Here is a 20,297-nt window from a genome sequence, read left to right on the forward strand (position 1 = left end):
TTAATGGCATTCTGTCTATATTTGTTAAAAAAGTAAAGTGGAAATAAGCTCAGCCCTCATTCAAAAGTATTTCAAAGACCTCAGTGAAGATCAGATCGCAAAGTTTGATCAGTTGTATGACTTATACAGTTTCTGGAATGCCCAGATCAATGTGATTTCGAGAAAGGATATCGAAGAATTATACGAACGCCATATCCTCCACTCGCTCGGCATTGCCAAATTCTGCGCTTTTAAACCGGGTAGCAGGGTGCTTGACGTAGGTACAGGAGGAGGTTTTCCGGGTATTCCGCTGGCTATACTTTTTCCGGAAACGCAGTTTCACCTCGTAGATTCTATCGGTAAAAAAATTAAAGTGGTGACAGAAGTTGCAGCTGCATTGGGTTTAACCAATGTGAAGGCTTCCCATTTACGTGCAGAACAGGTCACTGATAAATATGACTTCGTGGTTTCGCGTGCGGTAACACGCTTGTCCGACTTCTATCCTTGGATCAAAGGCAAGTTCAGTAAAGAGTCTAAACACGCTATCGCGAATGGTATCCTGTACCTCAAAGGTGGTGAACTGGCAGAAGAGATTAAGGAATCCGGGCTGAAAGCGGAGCTTTACCCTTTGTCGGCATACTTTGAGGAGGATTTTTTTGAAACCAAGTATGTAGTTTATATCCCGCAGTAATTTTTTTTAAAATAAATTACCAGCGAAAGGGGCTTCCGTATTAAGTTAGCCCATGAGTTTAATCCATCAAATTGCCCTTACATTAGTTCAAAACGTTGGCCACGTGACCGCAAAAAGTCTGCTGGCCAGATTTGGTAGTCCCGAAGCCGTTTTCTCTGCCAGCCGGCAGGAACTGCTTCAGGTTGACGGTGTCGGCAGCGTTACAGCCGGCCAGATCCTCCAGACAGATGCACTTGTCCTGGCGGAGAAACAACTGAACTGTCTCCTGAAACACCAGATCGAACCGCTCTTTTATACGGATGTGCGGTATCCGAAACGACTGAAAAACTGTTACGATGCCCCTGTTATGTTGTATTACCGGGGCACGGCCAACCTGAATCATCCCCGCATCGTTAGTATCGTAGGCACCAGAATGGCCACATCGTACGGTCAGATGTTATGCGAACAGCTTGCGGAAACGCTAAAACCGTATAATGTGCTTGTTGTCAGTGGACTTGCCTACGGAATAGATGTAGCTATCCATAAACAGAGCCTGTTTAAGGGTATTCCTACAGTTGGGGTGCTTGGGCATGGACTGGACAGGCTTTACCCTTCGGCACACCGGCAAACGGCTCTTGATATGCTGAAAAACGGCGGGCTGCTGACTGAATTCCCTTTGTATACAAATCCTGATAAGGAGAACTTTCCCCGGCGAAACCGGATCATCGCAGGTATTGCTGATGTGACGATCGTGGTTGAAGCTGCCTTAAAAGGCGGGGCGCTGATCACTGCGGAAATAGCAAATTCCTATAACCGGGATGTATATGCTTTTCCCGGCAGGACTACAAATCAGTATTCTGAGGGTTGTAATTTCCTGATCAAGACAAACAGGGCAGGGCTGATCAGTCATCCGCGTGACCTGGCTTATTACATGGGCTGGGAGGCTGAAAGTACTGCGCAGGCTGTGCGTCAAACCACATTGGCCATAGCGCTCAGTGCCCATGAATCGGCGGTAATGAAGGTTCTGGAAGGCACAGCACTGAGAATTGATGAACTGGCTGTCAGGGCGGGGATCCAACAGAGTAAACTGGCTATACACCTGCTGAACCTGGAGATTAAAGGACTGATTGTCTCTCTTCCGGGGAACGTTTACCAGGCAATCTGAAGTTAAGGGAAGAGCTGATACAATATATAAATGTACGGTGTCTCAGTTTCCCTGCTGCTATCAGAATTAAATTTCTTTAGCCGGGCGAATTCGAAATTTGATTACGAATGTATATTTTAAATAAAAATCTACAAATCAAGTCGTATTTTTGTATCATGTGGTATAACAATATATTAGAGACGATTGGGAATACTCCCCTGGTAAGGTTGAACACCATTACCAAAGAAATTCCTGCAACTGTGCTGGCTAAAATAGAAACTACCAACCCCGGTAACTCTATCAAAGACCGTATGGCTGTGAAGATGATCGAAGATGCTGAGAAAAGCGGAAAGCTGAAACCGGGCGGAACAATCATCGAAGGTACTTCGGGAAATACGGGTATGGGCCTTGCCATGGCGGCAATTATCAAAGGATACAAATGTATCTTTACGACAACTGATAAGCAAAGTAAAGAGAAAGTTGATGCTTTACGTGCTTTTGGAGCCGAAGTGATTGTCTGTCCTACCAATGTTGAACCTGAGGATCCACGTTCCTACTATTCTGTTTCTTCGCGTCTGGAACGTGAAGTCCCGAATTCATGGAAGCCAAATCAATACGATAACCTCTCTAACAGTCAGGCGCATTATGAGCAGACTGGTCCGGAAATATGGGCGCAAACTGAAGGTAAGATCACGCATCTGGTAGTTGGGGTAGGTACCGGTGGTACGATCTCAGGTACAGGTAAATACCTGAAGGAGCAAAATCCGAATATCAAAATATGGGGAATTGATACTTACGGATCAGTATTTAAAAAATATAAAGAAACCGGTATACTGGATAAAAATGAGATCTATCCATATATCACTGAGGGCATTGGAGAGGATTTCCTTCCCCAGAATGTAAACTTTGATATCATCGATCTTTTTGAAAAGGTAACGGATAAGGATGCGGCGCTGATGACCAGGGATATTGCCCGTAAAGAGGGGATCTTTGTAGGTAACTCTGCCGGTTCTGCCATTGCGGGACTGCTGCAGCTGAAAGATAAGTTAAAGCCTGAGGATGTTGTTGTAGTGATCTTTCATGACCATGGCAGCCGTTACATGGGCAAAATGTACAATGAAGACTGGTTGAGAGAGCGTGGTTTCCTGAAAGACGAGAAGCTCACTGCAAAGTCTATTATTTCTAAAAAGGAACAGACAGAGATCTTTACGATTGATTGTCAGAAAACAATTGCTGAGGCGATCAATACGATGAATACACTCAATATTTCGCAGATTCCGGTAACGCAGCAGGGAATGATTATCGGCAAGCTGGGCGAAGGAGATATCCTGAAAGCACTCATGGAAAACCCTGCCCTGAAGTCTGCCCGCGTGCAGGAAATTATGTCTGCTTCTTTTCCTTTTGTGGATTTGAATACCTCAATTGATAAGATTTCGGGAATGATCAATAAGGAAAACAGTGCGGTACTTGTAGAGGATGAAGAAGGGAAATTTGAGATCATCACACAGTATGATATTATCAACGCGATATCGGCTTAATCAGGCCATATCTTTAAATAACAAAGCCGTTTGACATCATGTTAAACGGCTTTGTTATTTAAAAAACTTATCAGTTAGTGGCTTGGGCCATTACCGTCAACACGTTTGATCTGTGCACCTAAGGCGCGTAAACGTGTATCGATATCCTGGTATCCGCGCTCTATTTGTTCGATGTTGTAGATTGTAGAGGTTCCTTCTGCAGATAATGCAGCGATCAGGAGTGATACTCCGGCACGGATATCCGGTGATGTCATGCTTATTCCTCTCAGTTTGTACTGTTTGTCGATACCATTTACGGTAGCACGGTGCGGATCACATAAGATGATCTGCGCTCCCATATCTATCAGTTTATCAACGAAAAACAAACGGCTTTCAAACATCTTCTGGTGGATCAGTACCGAGCCTTTTGCTTGTGTAGCGATAACCAGAACGATACTCAGCAGGTCAGGAGTGAAGCCCGGCCATGGTGAATCTGCGATGGTCAGGATAGATCCGTCGATAAATGTATCAATGATGTAATGCTTTTGAGAAGGGATATAGATATCGTCGCCGCGCAGCTCAAAGTTGATACCCAGTTTTCTGAATACATCCGGGATCATACCCAGTTCATTGTAACATACGTTTTTGATGGTGATCTCCGACTCTGTCATAGCAGCAAGGCCGATGAATGAACCGATTTCAATCATGTCAGGCAGCATTCTGTGCTCAGTACCGCCCAATTTGGTTACGCCTTCAATGGTCAGCAGGTTGGATCCTATGCCTGATATTTTGGCACCCATGCGGTTCAGCATTTTACACAATTGCTGTAAATATGGCTCACAGGCTGCGTTATATATGGTCGTAATGCCTTTTGCCAGTACGGCAGTCATAACAATGTTTGCAGTACCTGTTACTGAAGCTTCGTCCAGCAGAATATAGGTACCCTGAAGGTTGGTTGCATCAACGTTAAAGAAAGATTCTTTGGCATCGTATACAAATTTTGCACCCAGTTTCTCGAAACCCAGGAAGTGGGTGTCCAGTCGCCTGCGGCCAATTTTATCACCACCTGGTTTAGGGATGGCTGCTTTGCCGAAACGACCCAGCAGGGGGCCTACAATCATAATTGAACCCCTCAGACTTCCCCCTTTAGATTTAAAGGTATCAGATTTAAAGAATTCAAGATCAATATTTTTGGCTTCGAAAGTATAAGTATCTTTTGATAAACGCTCTACAGCAACGCCCAGATCTCCAAGCAGTTCTATCAGTTTGTTTACATCTTTGATATCAGGGATATTGCTGATGGTAATTTTCTCTTCCGTCAATAGAACGGCCGAAATAATCTGCAGCGCTTCATTTTTAGCGCCCTGTGGCTGGATTTCACCCTTTAATTTCTTCCCGCCTATAATTTCAAATGCGTTCATGTGTGCTTAACGTATAAAATATGTAATTCTGCCCTTAGTGTCTTTGCTTAGCGTTGTTATTGTTGCTGCGGGGCCGGTTGTTGTTATTATTGTTGTTGTTCTGTCTTCCCTTGTTGTTGTTATTATTGTTCCTTCCGCGGTTGGTATTTGTGGCGGCACGGTTAACAGGGGGTCTGAATTCAACTTTCGCCAGATTGACGTTTTCTTCGAGTTCAAGTTGTCCTCCGGACAGTTCACGGAGATTTTTGAAGATGGTTTCATCGGCTACGCTGTCCTTATTCCAGGTTACATAAGCCATTTTCATGAAGTTGGCAATGCCTTGTACCATGGCAGCCCTGCGCTCAGGCTCGTCTACTGCTTTGGCTCTTTCGATCAGTACCTCAACCGTTTTACCATAATGTTTGTACTTGATTTTTTGCTGTGGATACCCAATATGTGCAGGCTTTACCAGGGCAGCTTCCGGTGTTGGTTTAGGGTATGGGCTGTCCACGTCGATCTTATATCCGGAGATAATGTGAAGGTGATCCCAAAGTTTGTGCTTAAAATCGGCAACATCCCTGAGGTGAGGATTTAGAAAACCCATCAGATCGATCACTGCCTGAGCATATTTATTGCGCTCTTCCAGGTCCGGAAGTTCGATAATGTACTTCACCATGTTCTGTACATTACGTCCGTATTCTGCAAGAATTAACTCTTTTCTTGTGGTATTATAGTCGAAATTCATTCTATATTATTTCTAATGGCCATCACTAAAGGGGGATATTATAGTATTAAAGGCCTGTTATAGTATATTTTGGTTAAAGATAAACCTTATTTTACAATTCGCAATTTAGCAAATTTTAATAACAATTGTTTGTTTCCTAATCCCTGGAAAAAAACCGTTGCTTTTACGTCTGGTAAAGATCCTTCCAGGTTGATAATTTTTCCGAAGCCGAATTTTTCATGTTCCACTTCCATACCATTCTGGAATTCGTTCGCCGCATTGGGAGCAAATCCCGGTGTTGGGATGTGGGCAGTTGGTAACATCGTGTTTTTTGGCCTTGCAGCAGCAGTTGAGGTTGTCGCTGTTCCCGATGTTGCAGGTTTGGGTTTGCTGAAAGAATCCCTTTGCTGCGACCATGACCTGCGTTCGCCGTCGAAACTATCCGATCCGATACTGGTTTTTGGTGCTTTTACCGTTTCCAGCTCCAGGTACCGCGCATTGATTTCGCTAATGAAACGGCTTGGTTCACAGTTTGTAAGCGTTCCCCAACGGTATCTTGAAGTTGCGTAGGTGAGGGTCAGCTTTTTCTCGGCACGTGTGATGGCCACATAGAATAGTCTGCGTTCCTCCTCCAGGTCTGTCCTTGAGTTCAGTGACATTTGTGAAGGGAACAGGTTTTCTTCCAGTCCTACCACAAATACGTTCTTGAATTCCAGTCCTTTTGCGGAGTGAATGGTCATCATTGATACTGTATCCTGCGACTTGTCGTTCTCACGGTCATCATTCGTTAACAGGGCGATATCCTGCATGAAAATCGCCAGGCTGCGGTCCTCAATGTCTTCACGCTCTGCGAATTCCTTGATACCGTTCAGTAATTCCTGGATGTTTTCGTACCTGCTGCGGCCTTCGATACTGTCATCTGTGTGCAGTTCCTTCAGGATACCCGAATGCTGCGAAATATATAAGGCTGTTTCATAGGCATCCAGTTTTTTTGATTCTGCCTGAAAACTTTTGATCAGCATCGCAAAGTCGTTCAGCTGGTTGGCAATACGGCCTGCAATATATTTCTGTGGTTCCTGGATCACTTCCCACATGGTGATATCATGCTGATCGGCCGCCACAATGATCTTGTCAACCGTCGTATCTCCAAGCCCTCTTCGCGGGTAATTGATTACCCTTTTTATGGCTTCTTCATCGCTTGGGTTGAAGGTCAGGCGGAAATATGCGATCAGATCTTTGATCTCTTTTCTTTGGTAGAAGGATAGTCCTCCGTATATCTTATAGGGAACATTCAGCTTTCTTAAAGCCTCCTCCATTGCCCTGGATTGTGCATTTGTACGGTACAGAATGGCAAAATCATTATAATTTAAACCGTTTGTACTTCTGTCCTGAACGATGGCTTCGGCTACAATTTTACCCTCCTCGTTGTCTGTGAAAGCGCGTGAAACCTTGATCCTGTCGCCAGATTCATTTTCAGAAAATACGTTTTTCTCCAGCTGGTTTTTATTGTTGGCAATAATGCTGTTGGCTACTTCTACAATATTTTGGGTAGAGCGGTAATTCTGCTCCAGTTTATATACTTTCAGGTCCGGGTAATCCTTCTCAAAGTTGAGGATGTTCTGGATATTTGCACCCCTGAACCCATAGATACTTTGTGCATCGTCACCCACAACGCAGATATTCTGATAAGCTGCGGCAAGTTTCTTTACGATGGTATACTGGGAAAAGTTGGTATCCTGGTACTCATCCACCATCAGGTATTTAAACTTGTGCTGGTATTTGTTGAGTACATCGGGGTGGTTTTTTAAAAGCACATTGGTTTTAAAGAGCAGATCGTCGAAATCCATTGCGCCCGCCTTGAAACAGCGTTTGGTGTAAGTTTCATAGATTACACCCAGCATCGGACGTTTGTTGCTGACATCTTCCGCCTGTATCTCTGCACTTTGCATATATTCAACATGACTTACCAGGTTGTTTTTGGCAGAAGAAATACGGTTGTAAACAAAATTGGCATTGTACAGTTTATCATCCAGCTGCATCTCACGCAGGATAGCCCTGATCAGGCTTTTACTGTCGTCAGTATCATAGATGGTAAAGTTGGAAGGATAGCCGATCTTTTCTGCCTCTACCCGCAGGATTTTTGCAAAAACGGAGTGAAATGTTCCCATCCAGAGGTTTTTAGCTTCCGCACCAACTACCTTGGAGATACGTTCGCGCATATCTTTGGAGGCTTTGTTGGTAAATGTCAGTACCAGTATATTAAATGCGTCTACACCTTTCTCGATCAGATGTGCCACCCTGTAAGTAATTACACGGGTTTTACCGGATCCTGCACCTGCAACGATCATTGCTGGTCCCTGGGTGTTTTCTACTGCTGCACGTTGCTGAGGGTTTAATCCTGCTAAGTAATCCAAATTGAATCTGTTTTGCTTTATTAAAGCTACAAAAATAGGAAAACTCCGGCTCTTATCGCAACATGTTGGTAAATTGACAGGCGTAAAACTTTACAGATTCCCGGATAAACAGTTCTATAAGCTGCACCATGGTTTGAACGGTTTCAATGCTGAAAATCTCCTGCAGGTAATTGATGTTCCCTTCAAATTGTTCCCTGAAAATCAGTGTCAGTTGTTTGATCACCAGTTCGGTGTTGCCGTTATTTATTTGCAGGCGTTCTTTTAAGTCTTCATTACTGCAGGCCCAGCCCAGGCTGCGCAGCATATGCTTCTTCATATATGAATCAAAACCTTCATTGTGCGGGTCTATCCAGATATAAATTGCTGAAAATGCAGGTTCCCGTACTTTTCTTGTTTTTAAAATATGATCCTCCATAATTCCTGTGTTTACCGTGATTGATAATACTATATGATGGTGCTGGTTTATTCAAGAGAGGTAACATGGCGCCTGATTTAAGTAGTTAACAGGCAGCAGGTTACTACAGTAAATATGGTTAAAAAATCTGTATCTAAAAAGTTTATGTGAAATAAGAAAATTCCAATTCTATATATTTGTCCAAATTCAATTGTTATGCAAGAGATTAAAAAATATGTAGAAGAAAACAAACAGCGTTTTCTGGATGAGTTATTCGAACTGCTGCGTTTTCCTTCGGTGAGTGCAGACCCTAAATACAAAGCTGATGTTTTACAGGCAGCTGATTTTGTGGCTGAAAAGCTGAAGGAAGCCGGTGCAGATAAGGTAGAAGTTTGCCCGACTGCAGGTTATCCGATTGTTTATGGGGAGAAAATCATTGATGCAGCATTGCCAACGGTTTTGGTGTACGGTCATTATGATGTGCAGCCTGCAGATCCGCTGGAACTGTGGCACACACCTCCGTTTGAGCCAACTATCCGTGATGGAAAAATCTACGCAAGGGGTTCTGCAGATGATAAAGGACAGTTCTATATGCACGTGAAAGCCTTTGAGCTGATGATGAAAACCAATACACTTGCCTGTAATGTGAAATTCATGATTGAAGGTGAGGAAGAAGTGGGATCAGCTAATCTGGGTGCCTTTGTTAGGGCCAACCTTGAACGCTTAACCGCGGATGTGGTGTTGATTTCGGATACCTCGATGATCAGCATGGAGAACCCTTCTATTGATACTGGTCTGCGTGGTCTGGCTTATCTGGAAGTTGAAGTTACAGGCCCCAACAGAGATCTTCACTCCGGTATATACGGTGGCGCTGTAGCCAATCCGATTACGATCCTGTGCCAGATGATTGCTTCTTTACATGATGAGAACAACCATATCACAATTCCTGAGTTTTATGATCAGGTTCTGGAGCTGACTGCTGGTGAAAAAGCGGCTTTAAACTCGGCGCCATTTGACCTGGACGAATACAAGACCGATCTTGATATTGCTGAAGAATGGGGCGAAAAGGGTTACTCTACACTGGAGCGCACGGGCACAAGGCCTACCCTGGAAGTAAATGGTATCTGGGGAGGTTATATTGGTGAAGGCGCAAAGACTGTACTCCCATCGAAAGCTACTGCAAAAATCTCCCTGCGACTGGTTCCAAACCAGGGTTCTGAGGAGATCACCGCAATTTTCCAGAAACATATAGAAGCGATTGCACCTGCAACAGTAAAGGTGAAAGTTACCAATCTGCATGGTGGTGAGCCTGTGGTTACACCTACAGACAGTGTGGCCTACCGCGCTGCTGAAAAAGCAGTTGAAGAAAGCTTTGGTAAAAAGCCGATTCCTACAAGAGGAGGAGGGGGTATTCCTATTGTTGCCATGTTTGAAAGTGTACTGGGCATCAAATCTGTATTGCTGGGTTTTGGACTCAATAGCGATGCACTGCACTCGCCAAATGAAAAATATGACATCTACAATTACTATAAAGGGATTGAAACTTTGCCGCTGTTCCACAAGTACTTTGCAGAACTGAGTAAATAATTTGAATGAATTCCGGGATAAAGGGCAGCTGTTAAGCTGCCCTTTTGTATTTTTACACCGTGCCTCCACCGATAAAGAAGAAACCTACCGAACTGCTGAAAAGAGCAACGGCGACCAAAACTACAAGTGCTCCAGCTGCTTCAAAACCTGCAGGACCGGCCAAGCCTGCTGTAAGAAGGAAAAAGGCGCCGGTAAAGAAAAAACGGGCAATGCCGCTGACGGTAAAGTTCCTGATTGCAGCAGTGCTCCTTATCCTTTTCTCTCCCTTATATTATGGATATGTTTTGAAGCTGTTCAGTTCTTCCATCAGCTGGATAAAAGATATAGGGGAAGACCCGGATTACCGTACTTATAAGAGTTATGCCATCCGCATCCCGAAGAATTACAGCATTCATGGAATAGATGTGTCTTCCTATCAGGGGAAAATCGACTGGAAGAAAGTAAAGGCCATGCGGGAAGACAGTGTTCATGTAACCTTTGCTTTTATCAAAGCTACAGAAGGAATTTCAAGTGTGGATGCGTATTTCCAGAGAAACTGGAGGGAAGCGCCTAAAGCCGGGATCGTCTGCGGTGCCTACCACTATTTTATACCCCGGAAATCCGGTTTATGGCAGGCCAGGTTCTTTCTGCAGACTGTGAAGTTTGAGGAAGGCGATCTGCCACCTGTGATTGATGTGGAAGACCTCAGCGGGCAGACACCTGAAAAGATGCGTACCGAACTGAAGGATTTTATCCGTCACGTAGAGAAAAAAACCGGGGTAAAACCGATTATTTATTCCGGACTGGTCTTCTACAGGGATTATCTGAAAGGACATTTTGATGGTTATCCCCTGTGGATTGCACATTATTACCAGGCCGAGCTGAAAGCAGGAGCAGGTACCAAATGGCAGTTCTGGCAGCATTCTGATAAGGCCAGGATCACCGGGATCAGCCATGTGGTGGACTTCAATGCCTTTAAAGGAGATAGCCTGTCTTTTCAGCAGATGCTGATCAAGTAATTTGTAATAACAGGAACAAATTGCAATCTTCCTTTGTTAGGATAGGCAAAGCAATGAAACAAAAATCTATATTTGCCGGAATAAACCAGATCAGCTGTCTGTAATAGCAGCTGAAGAAGCAATAAATTATTTAACTTAATAAGATTCCAATGAGTATTAAACCCAATACAGTGGTTTCATTAACGTACGAACTGCATACGACTAATGAAGAAGGACAACAAGTTTTCGTAGAAAAAGCTGATGAGCAAAATGCTTTGGTTTTCTTATACGGTACAGGCATGATGTTGCCTAAATTCGAAGAGCATTTGGCTGGACTGAATGTTGGTGATGAGTATAAATTTGAATTAAGTGCAGCTGACGGCTACGGAGAACAGGATCCGGGTGCTTTCGCTGATCTTCCAAAAGATATGTTCAAGGATGTTGACCTGCCTAACGTAGGTGATGTGATTCCTTTGCAGGATAACGAAGGAAACCACTTCAGAGCTGGCGTTACTGCTATTCATGAAGACACAGTTTCTGTAGATCTGAACCACCCAATGGCTGGTAAAAACCTGATCTTTGGCGGAACAATCCTTGCTGTTCGCGAGGCTACTGAAGAAGAATTAAGTCATGGTCATGCACATGGTGCAGACGGACACGCGGCACACTAATACCGCAAAATAAATTCCATAAAAAAGGCGCAGATTTCTGCGCCTTTTTTGTTATAGTTTACTGCACTTTTCGCAAATTCCGTAAGCGGTTGTATTTACTGTAGCGGCCTTAAAGCCGGCAGGCATAGTCATCTTTGGCACAGTAACCTCAAGACAATAAATCTTGGCGCAGTTTGTACAGTTAAAATGAACGTGCTCATCATGATGGTGATCCTCTGAACAGGCAGCAGAACATATTGCGTAGTTTGCCGTACCATGCATATCCATGATCCGGTGCAGTATGCCCTTATCCTCATAGATATTCAATATCCTGTACAGGGTTACCCTGTCAATTTCCTTCCCCAGTTTTTTCTCCAGTTCCGGCTGCGAAATTGCAACGGTATCCAATGCAATTTCCTCTAAAACACGAACCCGCTGTTTGGTATGTTTAAGTGCGTGTCCTTTTAATATATCAACCGGATTGATCTTCATAATTCGTATAAACCTTTCAGGCATAGCCTGCAGTGCTGAATGGTGTTTACAAATATAAGGATTAATTGTTCTCCAGGTAGTCTAAGCCTTTTTGGGTAATAGTTACCGAAGGATGCGCCTCATCCGGGTGATAAGCAATAAAGCCCATTCTTTCCAGTTCGTCGTAGGTCTCTTCCATTCCTCCAAGAATTGAAGAACTCACCTGTTTTTCGATTGACGCCAATAGCGTTTTAATTTCTTCTCTTTCCATGATTTTAACTTATATCCCTATAAAACAAAATGGGCATGATAAAGTTTACCATGCCCATTCTTATTTTATGTGAAAAAGATTTATTTATACATCTCTGCTCTCAATTGAGCTACATCTTCACTATTGATATATTCATCATAGCTCATCATCTTGTCAATTGTTCCTTTTGGCGTGATTTCGATTACACGTGTGGCTACAGATTCTGTAAGTGCATGATCCCTTGAGGTAAAGAGGATCGTTCCTTTAAAGTCTTTCATTCCGTTGTTCAGTGCGGTAATGGATTCCAGGTCAAGGTGATTCGTAGGCTCATCAAATAACAGGAGATTGGCATGTTTCAGCATCATCTGTGAAAACATACAACGCATTTTCTCACCTCCGGACAGTACTTTAACATTTTTCAGCACTTCTTCTCCTGAGAACAGCATTCTGCCCAGGAAGCTCCTTACAAACTGCTCATCCTTATCGGTATCAGAATATTCCCTTAACCAGTCAACCAGGTTCTCATCCTTGCCTTCGAAATAAGTAGAGTTATCATTTGGAATATCGGCGATATTGATAGTTACACCATACTTGAATTCTCCGGTATACTCTTTATCACGGCCGGATAATACTTCATAAAATGCAGCCGTAGCCAAACTGTTTTGTGAGACGATGGCAATTTTATCACCTTTATTGACCATGAAGTTGATGTTTTTGAACATCACTTCGCCATTGATAGATTTAGAAAGGTTTTCTACCTGCAGGATCTGGTCGCCAGCTTCCCTGCCCAGGTTATTGAACATGATAGCCGGGTATTTACGGCTCGATGGTTTGATCTCTGTAAGGTCGATTTTATCCAGGGCTTTCTTACGTGAGGTAGCCTGTTTGGATTTGGAAGCATTGGCACTGAAACGCTGGATAAATTCCTGCAGCTCTTTTACTTTTTCTTCCAGTTTTTTGTTCTGGTCGCCACGCTGTTTTAATGCCAGCTGGCTAGACTCGTACCAGAAGGTATAGTTACCAGAGTATATACTCATTTTACTGAAGTCGATATCTACAATATGCGTACATACGGCATCTAAAAAGTGCCTGTCGTGACTTACAACCAGTACTATACTTTGATAATCCGCAAGGAAGTTTTCCAGCCATGCGATGGTCTCAATGTCCAGGTCATTGGTTGGCTCATCCAGTAAAAGGATATCAGGATTTCCAAAAAGTGCCTGTGCAAGGAGTACCCTTACTTTCTGCTTTCCGTCCAGTTCCTTCAGTTGTTTGAAATGAAGTTCTTCTTTGATACCCAGGTTGCTGAGCATGGTTGCTGCATTGCTTTCCATGTTCCAGCCGTCCATCTCTGCAAACCTGTTTTCCAGTTCTCCGGCACGCTCACCGTCTTTATCGGAGAAATCTTCCTTGAGGTAGATTGCATCTTTCTCCTTCATGATGTCATACAGTTCCTTATGGCCGATCATTACGGTTTCCAGCACAGAAAACTCATCAAACTCATAGTGGTTCTGTTTCAAAACTGCCATGCGCTCGCCCGGGGTAAAGGCTACACTGCCTGAAGTTTGGTTAACCTCACCAGAAAGAATTTTTAAAAAGGTTGATTTACCTGCGCCATTAGCTCCAATCACGCCATAGCAGTTGCCGTGGTTAAATTTAAGGTTGACATCTTCAAATAAGGTACGTTTTCCGTAACGCAGGGATAAGTTAGATACTGAAATCATATTGCAAACAAAATAAGCCGCAAAGGTAACGATTATTTAATAAAATGCCCGGTAGAGATCGGATTCATTAGTTCAGCATTAAATGTTATTTTTGTTTTTTTACAGAATATGGCAAGCGAAATAGAGACACTCAGTTCAATCATACAGCGCCGGAGAAGCATTTTTCCGCCAAGCTACACACAAGAGGAAATTCCTGATGAATTTATCCTGCAGATTTTAGAAAGCGCAAATTATGCGCCTACCCATAAATTAACAGAACCCTGGCGTTTCATTGTCCTGCGTAAGGAAGGCAAACATAAATTCGGACTTGAACTGGCACGTTTATACCAGGAACAAACCCCGCCGCATCAGTTCCTGCAAAAGAAATACGAAGCACTCGTAGAGAAAGCAGATCAGTCGAGCTGCATCATAATACTCAATGCACAGCTGCATCCGGAACTGATCCCCGAATGGGAAGAGATCGCGGCATTCGCCTGTGCAGTACAGAATATGGCTTTAACGGCCGAAGCCCTCAATGTTGGTGCTTACTGGAGTTCACCGGGAACGATTGATCAGCTGCCTGCGTATTTCAATATGGCAGAAAATGAAAGGTGTTTTGGTTTGTTCTTTATGGGTTTTCATAATGAACAGCCACGCGCGGCCAGGCGCAGTCCGATACAGGACAAAGTGAGGTGGATAGAAGATTAAGCATGGAAGAGTTTAAAACCAAATTGTACCAGCGCTGCATGGACTTTGTCCTGCAGCGGATTGATACTGCTGAGACTGCACTTAAACAGGCACAGGAAGCAAGTAACGACGACACCAAGAGCAGTGCGGGAGACAAGTTTGAAACTACACGTGAGATGATGCAGCAGGATATTGCAAGAAACAAAAACCTGCTCTTTGACGGGCAGCAGAACCTGCAGTTATTGTCATCACTTGAAAGTGTCCCTGCGGCCGGAGACACCGTACGCAACGGCAGTCTTGTATATACTTCCAAAGGCATATTTTACATCAGTATCAGTGCCGGACAATTGAATGTTGAAGATCAGCTTGTGTTTGCTATTTCTGCCGCTTCCCCAATAGGACAGCTGCTGATTGGAAAAAAAGCAGGGGAATCATTCAGTTTTAACCAGAATGCGTACACCATTGAGGATATCCGGTAAATTGTAATAGAGGCTGTTTGATGATGCTGTTAAAAAGTATCCATCAGACAGCCTCTTTTTTATTATGCAAAGATTTGATCTCTATTGTTTTACAGCTGTAAACGATGCTTCAACTTTTGTGTAATATAAAGCGGTGGTCGCTTCAAAGGCTGAGTCTGTACCTACCATCACCCAGGCTTCGCCATTTTCGTCAGCTTTCCCCGTAAATTCTCCCGAACGCCTGATCAGGCTGTATTCCTGTTTACCGCTTCCATTGTCAGCATTGCCAAGAACAACTGCATCGGCACCGCCCTGCGACTGATGTCCCTTATCAATATTCATAATATAATAATTCCTGCTGTCCAATACCTTAACCGGTTCTTTTATGCTCATGCCGGCTTTTACATATACGCTGGTTCCCGGACTGCCACCAGCGCCCGGAACATTTGAAGCGTTTGAAGCCAATTCAATACTGATTTTCATTCTGTAGGTCTGATTGGGAGTCAGTCCGGATACTTTCTTTTTCATAAACATAAAAAGATCATCACTATGGTTATTGCCTGATATGAAGATACCTTTTGAGGCCTGATCCAGGGGTGCAGGCAGCTTTTCATGCGAATATTTGAGTTCGTAAAATGCATCAGCATCTTTTGGATAATCCGCAAAATCCCCTTTCCAGGATTGTACCGAAGTACTGAAGCTGTCATTTATTCCCTGCCCTGTAGATGGGCCGTTGTCATCATCTTTACATGAAAAAAGGAACGGAACGATGGAGAGCGCAAGTATAACTGATTTGATTTTCATAACTGTTTAATTTAAAATTAACAATGGGTTAAAAAATAAAACGTTAACCATTTATAAAGTGCTACAACAAGGCTTACCTGATGAGAAAAGATGACTGCATACCAATGCAAAAAGCCCTTCAAACTCAATTGAAGGGCTTTAAATAAAATTCGAGAATTTGGTTAAAAGCTGTTTTTGATGCTGTTGCTCAATGTTTTTGGCGTCCAGTATCCGCTCGCTATTATCCTTCTGATGGTAAACAGGGGATTGTTTTCGTCACGTTTTGTACCCAGGATAAATGCACTTTTGAAACCTCTTTTCTTCAATTCAGGGATCGCTTCAGGATTCCACAGGCCAAAAGGATAGGCAAAGTGATGGATATCCTTGCCCGTAATTTCGTGTAGTGTTTTGGTTGGTTTGTCAATCTGGATCTCCCAGTCCTTGCCCTGGTATTTTTTCACATTGTGGTGGTCCCATGTATGTGAACCGATATCATTTCCTTTATCAGAAAGGTCTTTCACCTGAGCTTTGCTCATGTAATGCGGCCTGCCCAGAGAAACTGTCATCACGAAATAGATTCCTTTATAGCCATACTTTGTTAACGTAGGTTCGGCAATGGTATACTGATCTACATCAGTATCATCGAAGGTCAGTACAATAGGTTTGCTTGGCAATGCTGTACCATTGTTCAGGTAATCATAAAGCTGATCAGCAAGGATGGTATGGTATCCGCTGTCGGCCAGCATTTTCATCTGTGCTTTGAAAACAGCAATAGGTACAATATAGTCTTTGGAAGTTTTTGAATCCGTAGGTTTCCAGTCGCGGATCTGGTGGTAACACAATACAGGCACCTGTTTACGTGCCAAGATTGTTTTTGCATCTGCTTCCTTTACACCTGAAATATCCACAGCCTTAGCTGTTGATGCGGGTGTGGCAGAAGATTTGGTTGTGGTATCTGCAGCTGTATCGATGCCGGTTTTAGATTTCGACTGGCAGCCGGCACTCAATAGTAAGGCTGCAGCTGTAATAGATAAGATATAATGTTTCATTCAGGTGATTGATATTTTTATGTGGCTGCAAAACTATGAAATCAGCAGGCAATATGCTATATAAAATATCAGCATTTAATTTTATTGGTAACTAGCCAATTTATTACAGTGCTTATCCGTTTTATCGCATATTATTAAATACTTTAGGTGCTTTTTATTAAATTATATATATGAAAAGATTCTACCTTGTCATCCTGCTTATTGCTTTTATATCCTTCAGTGGCCGTTCCCAACCGAGGACTTTTACCTTAACGGAAACCCTTGCCGATCCACCTAAAGCTAACTATCAGCTAGCATCCAGGTTTTCCCCCAATAAAATCAGGAAGATGGTGTATTCCCTCGCAGTAGATCCGCACTGGTTAAAGCTGAGTAACCGCTTCTGGTACGAATATGAAACACCTGCCGGAAAGCAATGGTATATCGTTGATCCCGCCCAGCGTACTAAAAAAGCGCTGTTTAATACAGCTGCACTTGCCGCCGAAATTACCAATATTATACGCGATCCTTTTGATGCGCAGCATTTACCTGTCGAAAACCTGAAATTCTCCAGGGATGAGAAAAGTATCAGTTTCGAACTGAAAAGCTCAATAGACGAACTGAAGAAAGACAGAAAAGATAAGAAGGCAGCTGATTCGATGCAGAAGAAGATCTTTTACTTCAATTATGAACTGGCCGGAGCACGTTTATCAGAAGTAAAGAACTATGAGAAGCCAAAGGCGAAGCCGGAATGGGGATCGGTAGCACCGGATTCATCAGCCGTAATTTTTACCAGGAACTTTAACCTGTACTGGATGGATAAGGCCAATTACCTGAAGGCCGTAAAGAACGAAGATGACAGTACAATCGTTGAGCATCAGCTGACAAAAGACGGCGTAAAATTCTATGCCTATGGCGAAGACGGGGATGGGGAAGATAATGTTGAGAACGAGAAGAAAAACAAAAAGAGACGGCCTGCACGTGTGTTCTGGTCGCCCGATGCTAAACATTTTGTGCTCAACAGGGAAGACTCACGTTTGGTCAGGGATCTCTGGGTAATCAATAATACGGCTTCGCCAAGGCCAACACTCGAAACTTATAAGTACGAGATGCCCGGCGAAAAGGAGACGCCTAAAGATGAAATCCTTTTATTCGATTTTGCAGCCAAATCCTTTAAAAAACTGAATATTTCTGCATTCAAGGATCAGAGTGTATCCCTTTGGTCTGCACCTTCGCTCAATAAAGACAGGGACAATGAATTCAGGCCGTCTTTATGGCTGGGTAACAACAGCAGGTTTTACTTTTCCAGAACCAGCAGGGACCTCAAAAGGGTTGACATCTGTGCTGCTGATATTACTACAGGAACCGTTACTCCTGTGATCGACGAACGTTTCAATACCTATGTAGAGATCAACCGCCCGGGACTGGTAAAAAATACGGGTGAGATCATCCATTGGTCGGAGCGCGACGGTTGGGCGCATTTTTACCTCTTTGATGAAAAGGGTAAACTGAAAAATCAAATCACCAGAGGTTCTTTTCATTGTGAAAGCATTGTCAATGTAGATGATAAAAACCGCGTGCTGTACTTTACAGCCAATGGCAGGGAGGCTAAAGAAGATCCTTATTATGTGCATCTGTACCGCATCAATTTTGATGGTTCAGGAATGAAGCTGCTCAATGCCGGTGACTTTGATCACCTGGTGAGTATGAATGATGAATCCACTTATACGGTAGATAACTTCTCGCGGGTAAACACAGTTCCGCAATCGGTTTTGCTGGACCGGAATGGAAACAAACTGATGACGCTGGAGACAGCCGATCTTTCGTTACTGATGGCTGCGGGCTACAAATTTCCGGAACCTTTTAAGGTAAAAGCGGATGATGGGCTAACTGATCTCTACGGGGTTATGTATAAACCTTTTGATTTTGATCCAAAGAAGAAGTACCCGATTATTGAATATGTATACCCTGGTCCGCAGACGGAGGCTGTCAACAAGTCTTTCAATAAAAGTATGGACAGGACAGACCGGCTTGCACAATTCGGTTATGTTGTGATAACTGTAGGAAACCGGGGCGGTAATCCTGCCCGCTCCAAATGGTACCATACCTATGGATATGGAAACTTACGTGATTACGGACTGGCGGATAAGAAAGTTGCGGTAGAGCAGCTGGCCGACAGGTATAGCTACATCGACGCAAGCAGGGTAGGTATTACCGGGCACTCCGGCGGAGGTTTTATGTCCACTGCCGCAATGCTGGTTTACCCGGATTTCTTTAAAGCTGCGGTTTCCAATGCAGGTAACCACGACAATAGCATTTATAACCGGTGGTGGAGCGAGAAGCACAATGGTGTAAAGGAAATTGTTTCTGCCAAAGGCGATACAACCTTTAAATACGCAATCGATAAAAATCCAGACCTGGCAAAAAATTTAAAGGGTCACCTGATGGTGATGGCGGGTGATATGGACAACAACGTACATCCTGCAAATTCGATTAAACTGGCCAGCGAACTGATGAAGGCCGGTAAGAGGTTTGAATTTGTAATCATTCCGGGAGCACGCCATGCTTTTGGAGCGATGACAGAGTATGCATTCTGGAAATTGGCGGATCATTTCAATAAGTACCTGATCGGTGATTTTAGTCAGGCAGGAGAAGTGGATATCATTGAAATGGACAGGGAACTGGAGAAGAATGGTAAATAACAACCCGCTTCAGTAAAATAAACCCAAATAAAAAGCCCCGGTGACATATACCGGGGCTTTCCTCAAAAACTAAATATGTAAAGTGCCTACATATTACAGGTAGAACTGAACACCAATTTTTGGAGCAAAGAAGTTTGCACCAATGTTGAAGTTTTTGCTTCCGCCATTATCATTGTCATTACCGTCTTTAGCATTGTAATCATTGTAGCTGATTCCGTTTACAGAGAATTCGATACCGAATTTTTTGCTTGGGAAGAACGCGAAACCTGGAGATAATGCAACACCAACATTATTGTTTTTGCTTACTTTAGTAAAGTTATCACCGTTAACGTCTCCAGCTTTTGTGTTACCAAATGACATTGGAACAGACAATTGTCCGAAGAATTTAAACTGGTCATTGATTCCTTTGTAACCACGTACAAAAGGGCTAACTACAAATGCACTTGTTTTAGTAGAGAAACCTGTTGTTGGGTTAATGGTAGTATAGTTGTAATCTTTAGAGAACTGGTAACCGATACCTGTACCTACTGCAATGTCTTTTGCAATAAAGTAACCCACACTTGGAACTACAGAGAAATCAATGTTCGATTTAGGATTGCCATCAGTCTTACCTGAACTGAATTCTACATCACCACCTACCATAAAGTTACCTTTTTCTGTTTGTGCCTGAGTTGTAAACGCTAATGCTGAAACAGCCAACAGGGATAATAATAATTTTTTCATTTTGTTGCTTTTTTAATTTATAAATGAGTCAGGCGCCTT

General features: G+C 43.2%; 19 protein-coding genes. 9 read left to right on the forward strand and 10 right to left on the reverse strand.

What is annotated here, in order from left to right:
- Positions 1 to 37 precede the first annotated feature (37 nt).
- The 3 genes from rsmG (at position 38) to ABWY16_RS21225 (ending at position 3,331) form a co-directional block, all read left to right on the forward strand.
- On the forward strand, positions 38 to 670 hold the full coding sequence (gene rsmG / locus ABWY16_RS21215) for a 16S rRNA (guanine(527)-N(7))-methyltransferase RsmG (RefSeq protein WP_353906670.1): 633 nt from the start codon (positions 38 to 40) through the stop codon (positions 668 to 670).
- 52 nt (positions 671 to 722) lie between these two features.
- Positions 723 to 1,814, forward strand: a complete 1,092-nt coding sequence (gene dprA, locus ABWY16_RS21220; RefSeq protein WP_353906671.1) for a DNA-processing protein DprA — start codon at positions 723 to 725, stop codon at positions 1,812 to 1,814.
- Positions 1,815 to 1,969: 155 nt separating this feature from the next.
- Positions 1,970 to 3,331, forward strand: coding sequence for a pyridoxal-phosphate dependent enzyme (locus ABWY16_RS21225; RefSeq protein WP_353906672.1), 1,362 nt, complete (start codon positions 1,970 to 1,972; stop codon positions 3,329 to 3,331).
- A gap of 74 nt (positions 3,332 to 3,405) precedes the next feature.
- Here ABWY16_RS21225 and murA read toward each other — a convergent pair whose 3' ends face one another.
- The 4 genes from murA to ABWY16_RS21245 form a co-directional block, all read right to left on the reverse strand.
- On the reverse strand, positions 3,406 to 4,731 hold the full coding sequence (gene murA, locus ABWY16_RS21230) for a UDP-N-acetylglucosamine 1-carboxyvinyltransferase (RefSeq protein WP_353906673.1): 1,326 nt from the start codon (positions 4,729 to 4,731) through the stop codon (positions 3,406 to 3,408).
- 34 nt (positions 4,732 to 4,765) lie between these two features.
- Positions 4,766 to 5,455 carry a DUF4290 domain-containing protein gene (locus ABWY16_RS21235; protein WP_353906674.1) on the reverse strand — a complete coding sequence of 230 codons (690 nt, stop codon included), beginning with the start codon at positions 5,453 to 5,455 and terminating at the stop codon, positions 4,766 to 4,768.
- 86 nt (positions 5,456 to 5,541) lie between these two features.
- A complete protein-coding gene (locus tag ABWY16_RS21240) occupies positions 5,542 to 7,848 on the reverse strand; it encodes an ATP-dependent helicase (RefSeq protein ID WP_353906675.1) in 2,307 nt (768 codons plus the stop codon).
- Positions 7,849 to 7,900: 52 nt separating this feature from the next.
- Complete coding sequence (locus tag ABWY16_RS21245) at positions 7,901 to 8,263, reverse strand: hypothetical protein (protein ID WP_353906676.1); 363 nt, start codon at positions 8,261 to 8,263, stop codon at positions 7,901 to 7,903.
- Between the two features lie 195 nt (positions 8,264 to 8,458).
- Here ABWY16_RS21245 and ABWY16_RS21250 point away from each other — a divergent pair, with 195 nt between their 5' ends.
- The 3 genes from ABWY16_RS21250 (at position 8,459) to ABWY16_RS21260 (ending at position 11,477) form a co-directional block, all read left to right on the forward strand.
- A complete protein-coding gene (locus tag ABWY16_RS21250) occupies positions 8,459 to 9,829 on the forward strand; it encodes a dipeptidase (RefSeq protein ID WP_353906677.1) in 1,371 nt (456 codons plus the stop codon).
- A gap of 44 nt (positions 9,830 to 9,873) precedes the next feature.
- The gene (locus ABWY16_RS21255) at positions 9,874 to 10,827 is read left to right on the forward strand and encodes a glycoside hydrolase family 25 protein (RefSeq protein ID WP_353906678.1); all 954 of its coding nucleotides are present in this window, start codon (positions 9,874 to 9,876) and stop codon (positions 10,825 to 10,827) included.
- Positions 10,828 to 10,976: 149 nt separating this feature from the next.
- Positions 10,977 to 11,477: an FKBP-type peptidyl-prolyl cis-trans isomerase gene (locus tag ABWY16_RS21260; protein ID WP_353906679.1), complete on the forward strand. Its 501-nt coding sequence runs from the start codon at positions 10,977 to 10,979 to the stop codon at positions 11,475 to 11,477.
- A 51-nt stretch (positions 11,478 to 11,528) separates the two neighbouring features.
- On the opposite strand, the gene ABWY16_RS21265 is transcribed toward ABWY16_RS21260, so the two are convergent.
- From ABWY16_RS21265 to ABWY16_RS21275, 3 genes are all read right to left on the reverse strand, one after another.
- A complete protein-coding gene (locus ABWY16_RS21265) occupies positions 11,529 to 11,948 on the reverse strand; it encodes a Fur family transcriptional regulator (protein WP_353906680.1) in 420 nt (139 codons plus the stop codon).
- 61 nt (positions 11,949 to 12,009) lie between these two features.
- Positions 12,010 to 12,198, reverse strand: coding sequence for a hypothetical protein (locus tag ABWY16_RS21270; RefSeq protein WP_353906681.1), 189 nt, complete (start codon positions 12,196 to 12,198; stop codon positions 12,010 to 12,012).
- An 80-nt stretch (positions 12,199 to 12,278) separates the two neighbouring features.
- Positions 12,279 to 13,901 (reverse strand): ABC-F family ATP-binding cassette domain-containing protein, encoded by a 1,623-nt coding sequence (locus ABWY16_RS21275; RefSeq protein WP_353906682.1) that lies wholly within the window; start codon positions 13,899 to 13,901, stop codon positions 12,279 to 12,281.
- Positions 13,902 to 14,009: 108 nt separating this feature from the next.
- Here ABWY16_RS21275 and ABWY16_RS21280 point away from each other — a divergent pair, with 108 nt between their 5' ends.
- Positions 14,010 to 14,588 carry a nitroreductase family protein gene (locus ABWY16_RS21280; RefSeq protein WP_353906683.1) on the forward strand — a complete coding sequence of 193 codons (579 nt, stop codon included), beginning with the start codon at positions 14,010 to 14,012 and terminating at the stop codon, positions 14,586 to 14,588.
- Between the two features lie 2 nt (positions 14,589 to 14,590).
- Positions 14,591 to 15,046 carry a 3-oxoacyl-ACP synthase gene (locus ABWY16_RS21285; RefSeq protein ID WP_353906684.1) on the forward strand — a complete coding sequence of 152 codons (456 nt, stop codon included), beginning with the start codon at positions 14,591 to 14,593 and terminating at the stop codon, positions 15,044 to 15,046.
- An 81-nt stretch (positions 15,047 to 15,127) separates the two neighbouring features.
- On the opposite strand, the gene ABWY16_RS21290 is transcribed toward ABWY16_RS21285, so the two are convergent.
- Positions 15,128 to 15,829 (reverse strand): hypothetical protein, encoded by a 702-nt coding sequence (locus ABWY16_RS21290; protein ID WP_353906685.1) that lies wholly within the window; start codon positions 15,827 to 15,829, stop codon positions 15,128 to 15,130.
- Positions 15,830 to 15,990: 161 nt separating this feature from the next.
- A complete protein-coding gene (locus ABWY16_RS21295; protein WP_353906686.1) occupies positions 15,991 to 16,857 on the reverse strand; it encodes a polysaccharide deacetylase family protein in 867 nt (288 codons plus the stop codon).
- Positions 16,858 to 17,027: 170 nt separating this feature from the next.
- Between ABWY16_RS21295 and ABWY16_RS21300 the strand changes: the two genes are divergently transcribed.
- Positions 17,028 to 19,535, forward strand: a complete 2,508-nt coding sequence (locus ABWY16_RS21300) for a S9 family peptidase (RefSeq protein ID WP_353906687.1) — start codon at positions 17,028 to 17,030, stop codon at positions 19,533 to 19,535.
- A gap of 93 nt (positions 19,536 to 19,628) precedes the next feature.
- Here the strand turns inward: ABWY16_RS21300 and ABWY16_RS21305 are convergent, their stop codons facing one another.
- Positions 19,629 to 20,258, reverse strand: a complete 630-nt coding sequence (locus ABWY16_RS21305; RefSeq protein ID WP_353906688.1) for an outer membrane beta-barrel protein — start codon at positions 20,256 to 20,258, stop codon at positions 19,629 to 19,631.
- Between the last annotated feature and the right edge of the window lie 39 nt (positions 20,259 to 20,297).

Origin of the sequence: Pedobacter sp. (assembly GCF_040513095.1) — a bacterium.
Lineage (GTDB): Bacteria > Bacteroidota > Bacteroidia > Sphingobacteriales > Sphingobacteriaceae > Pedobacter.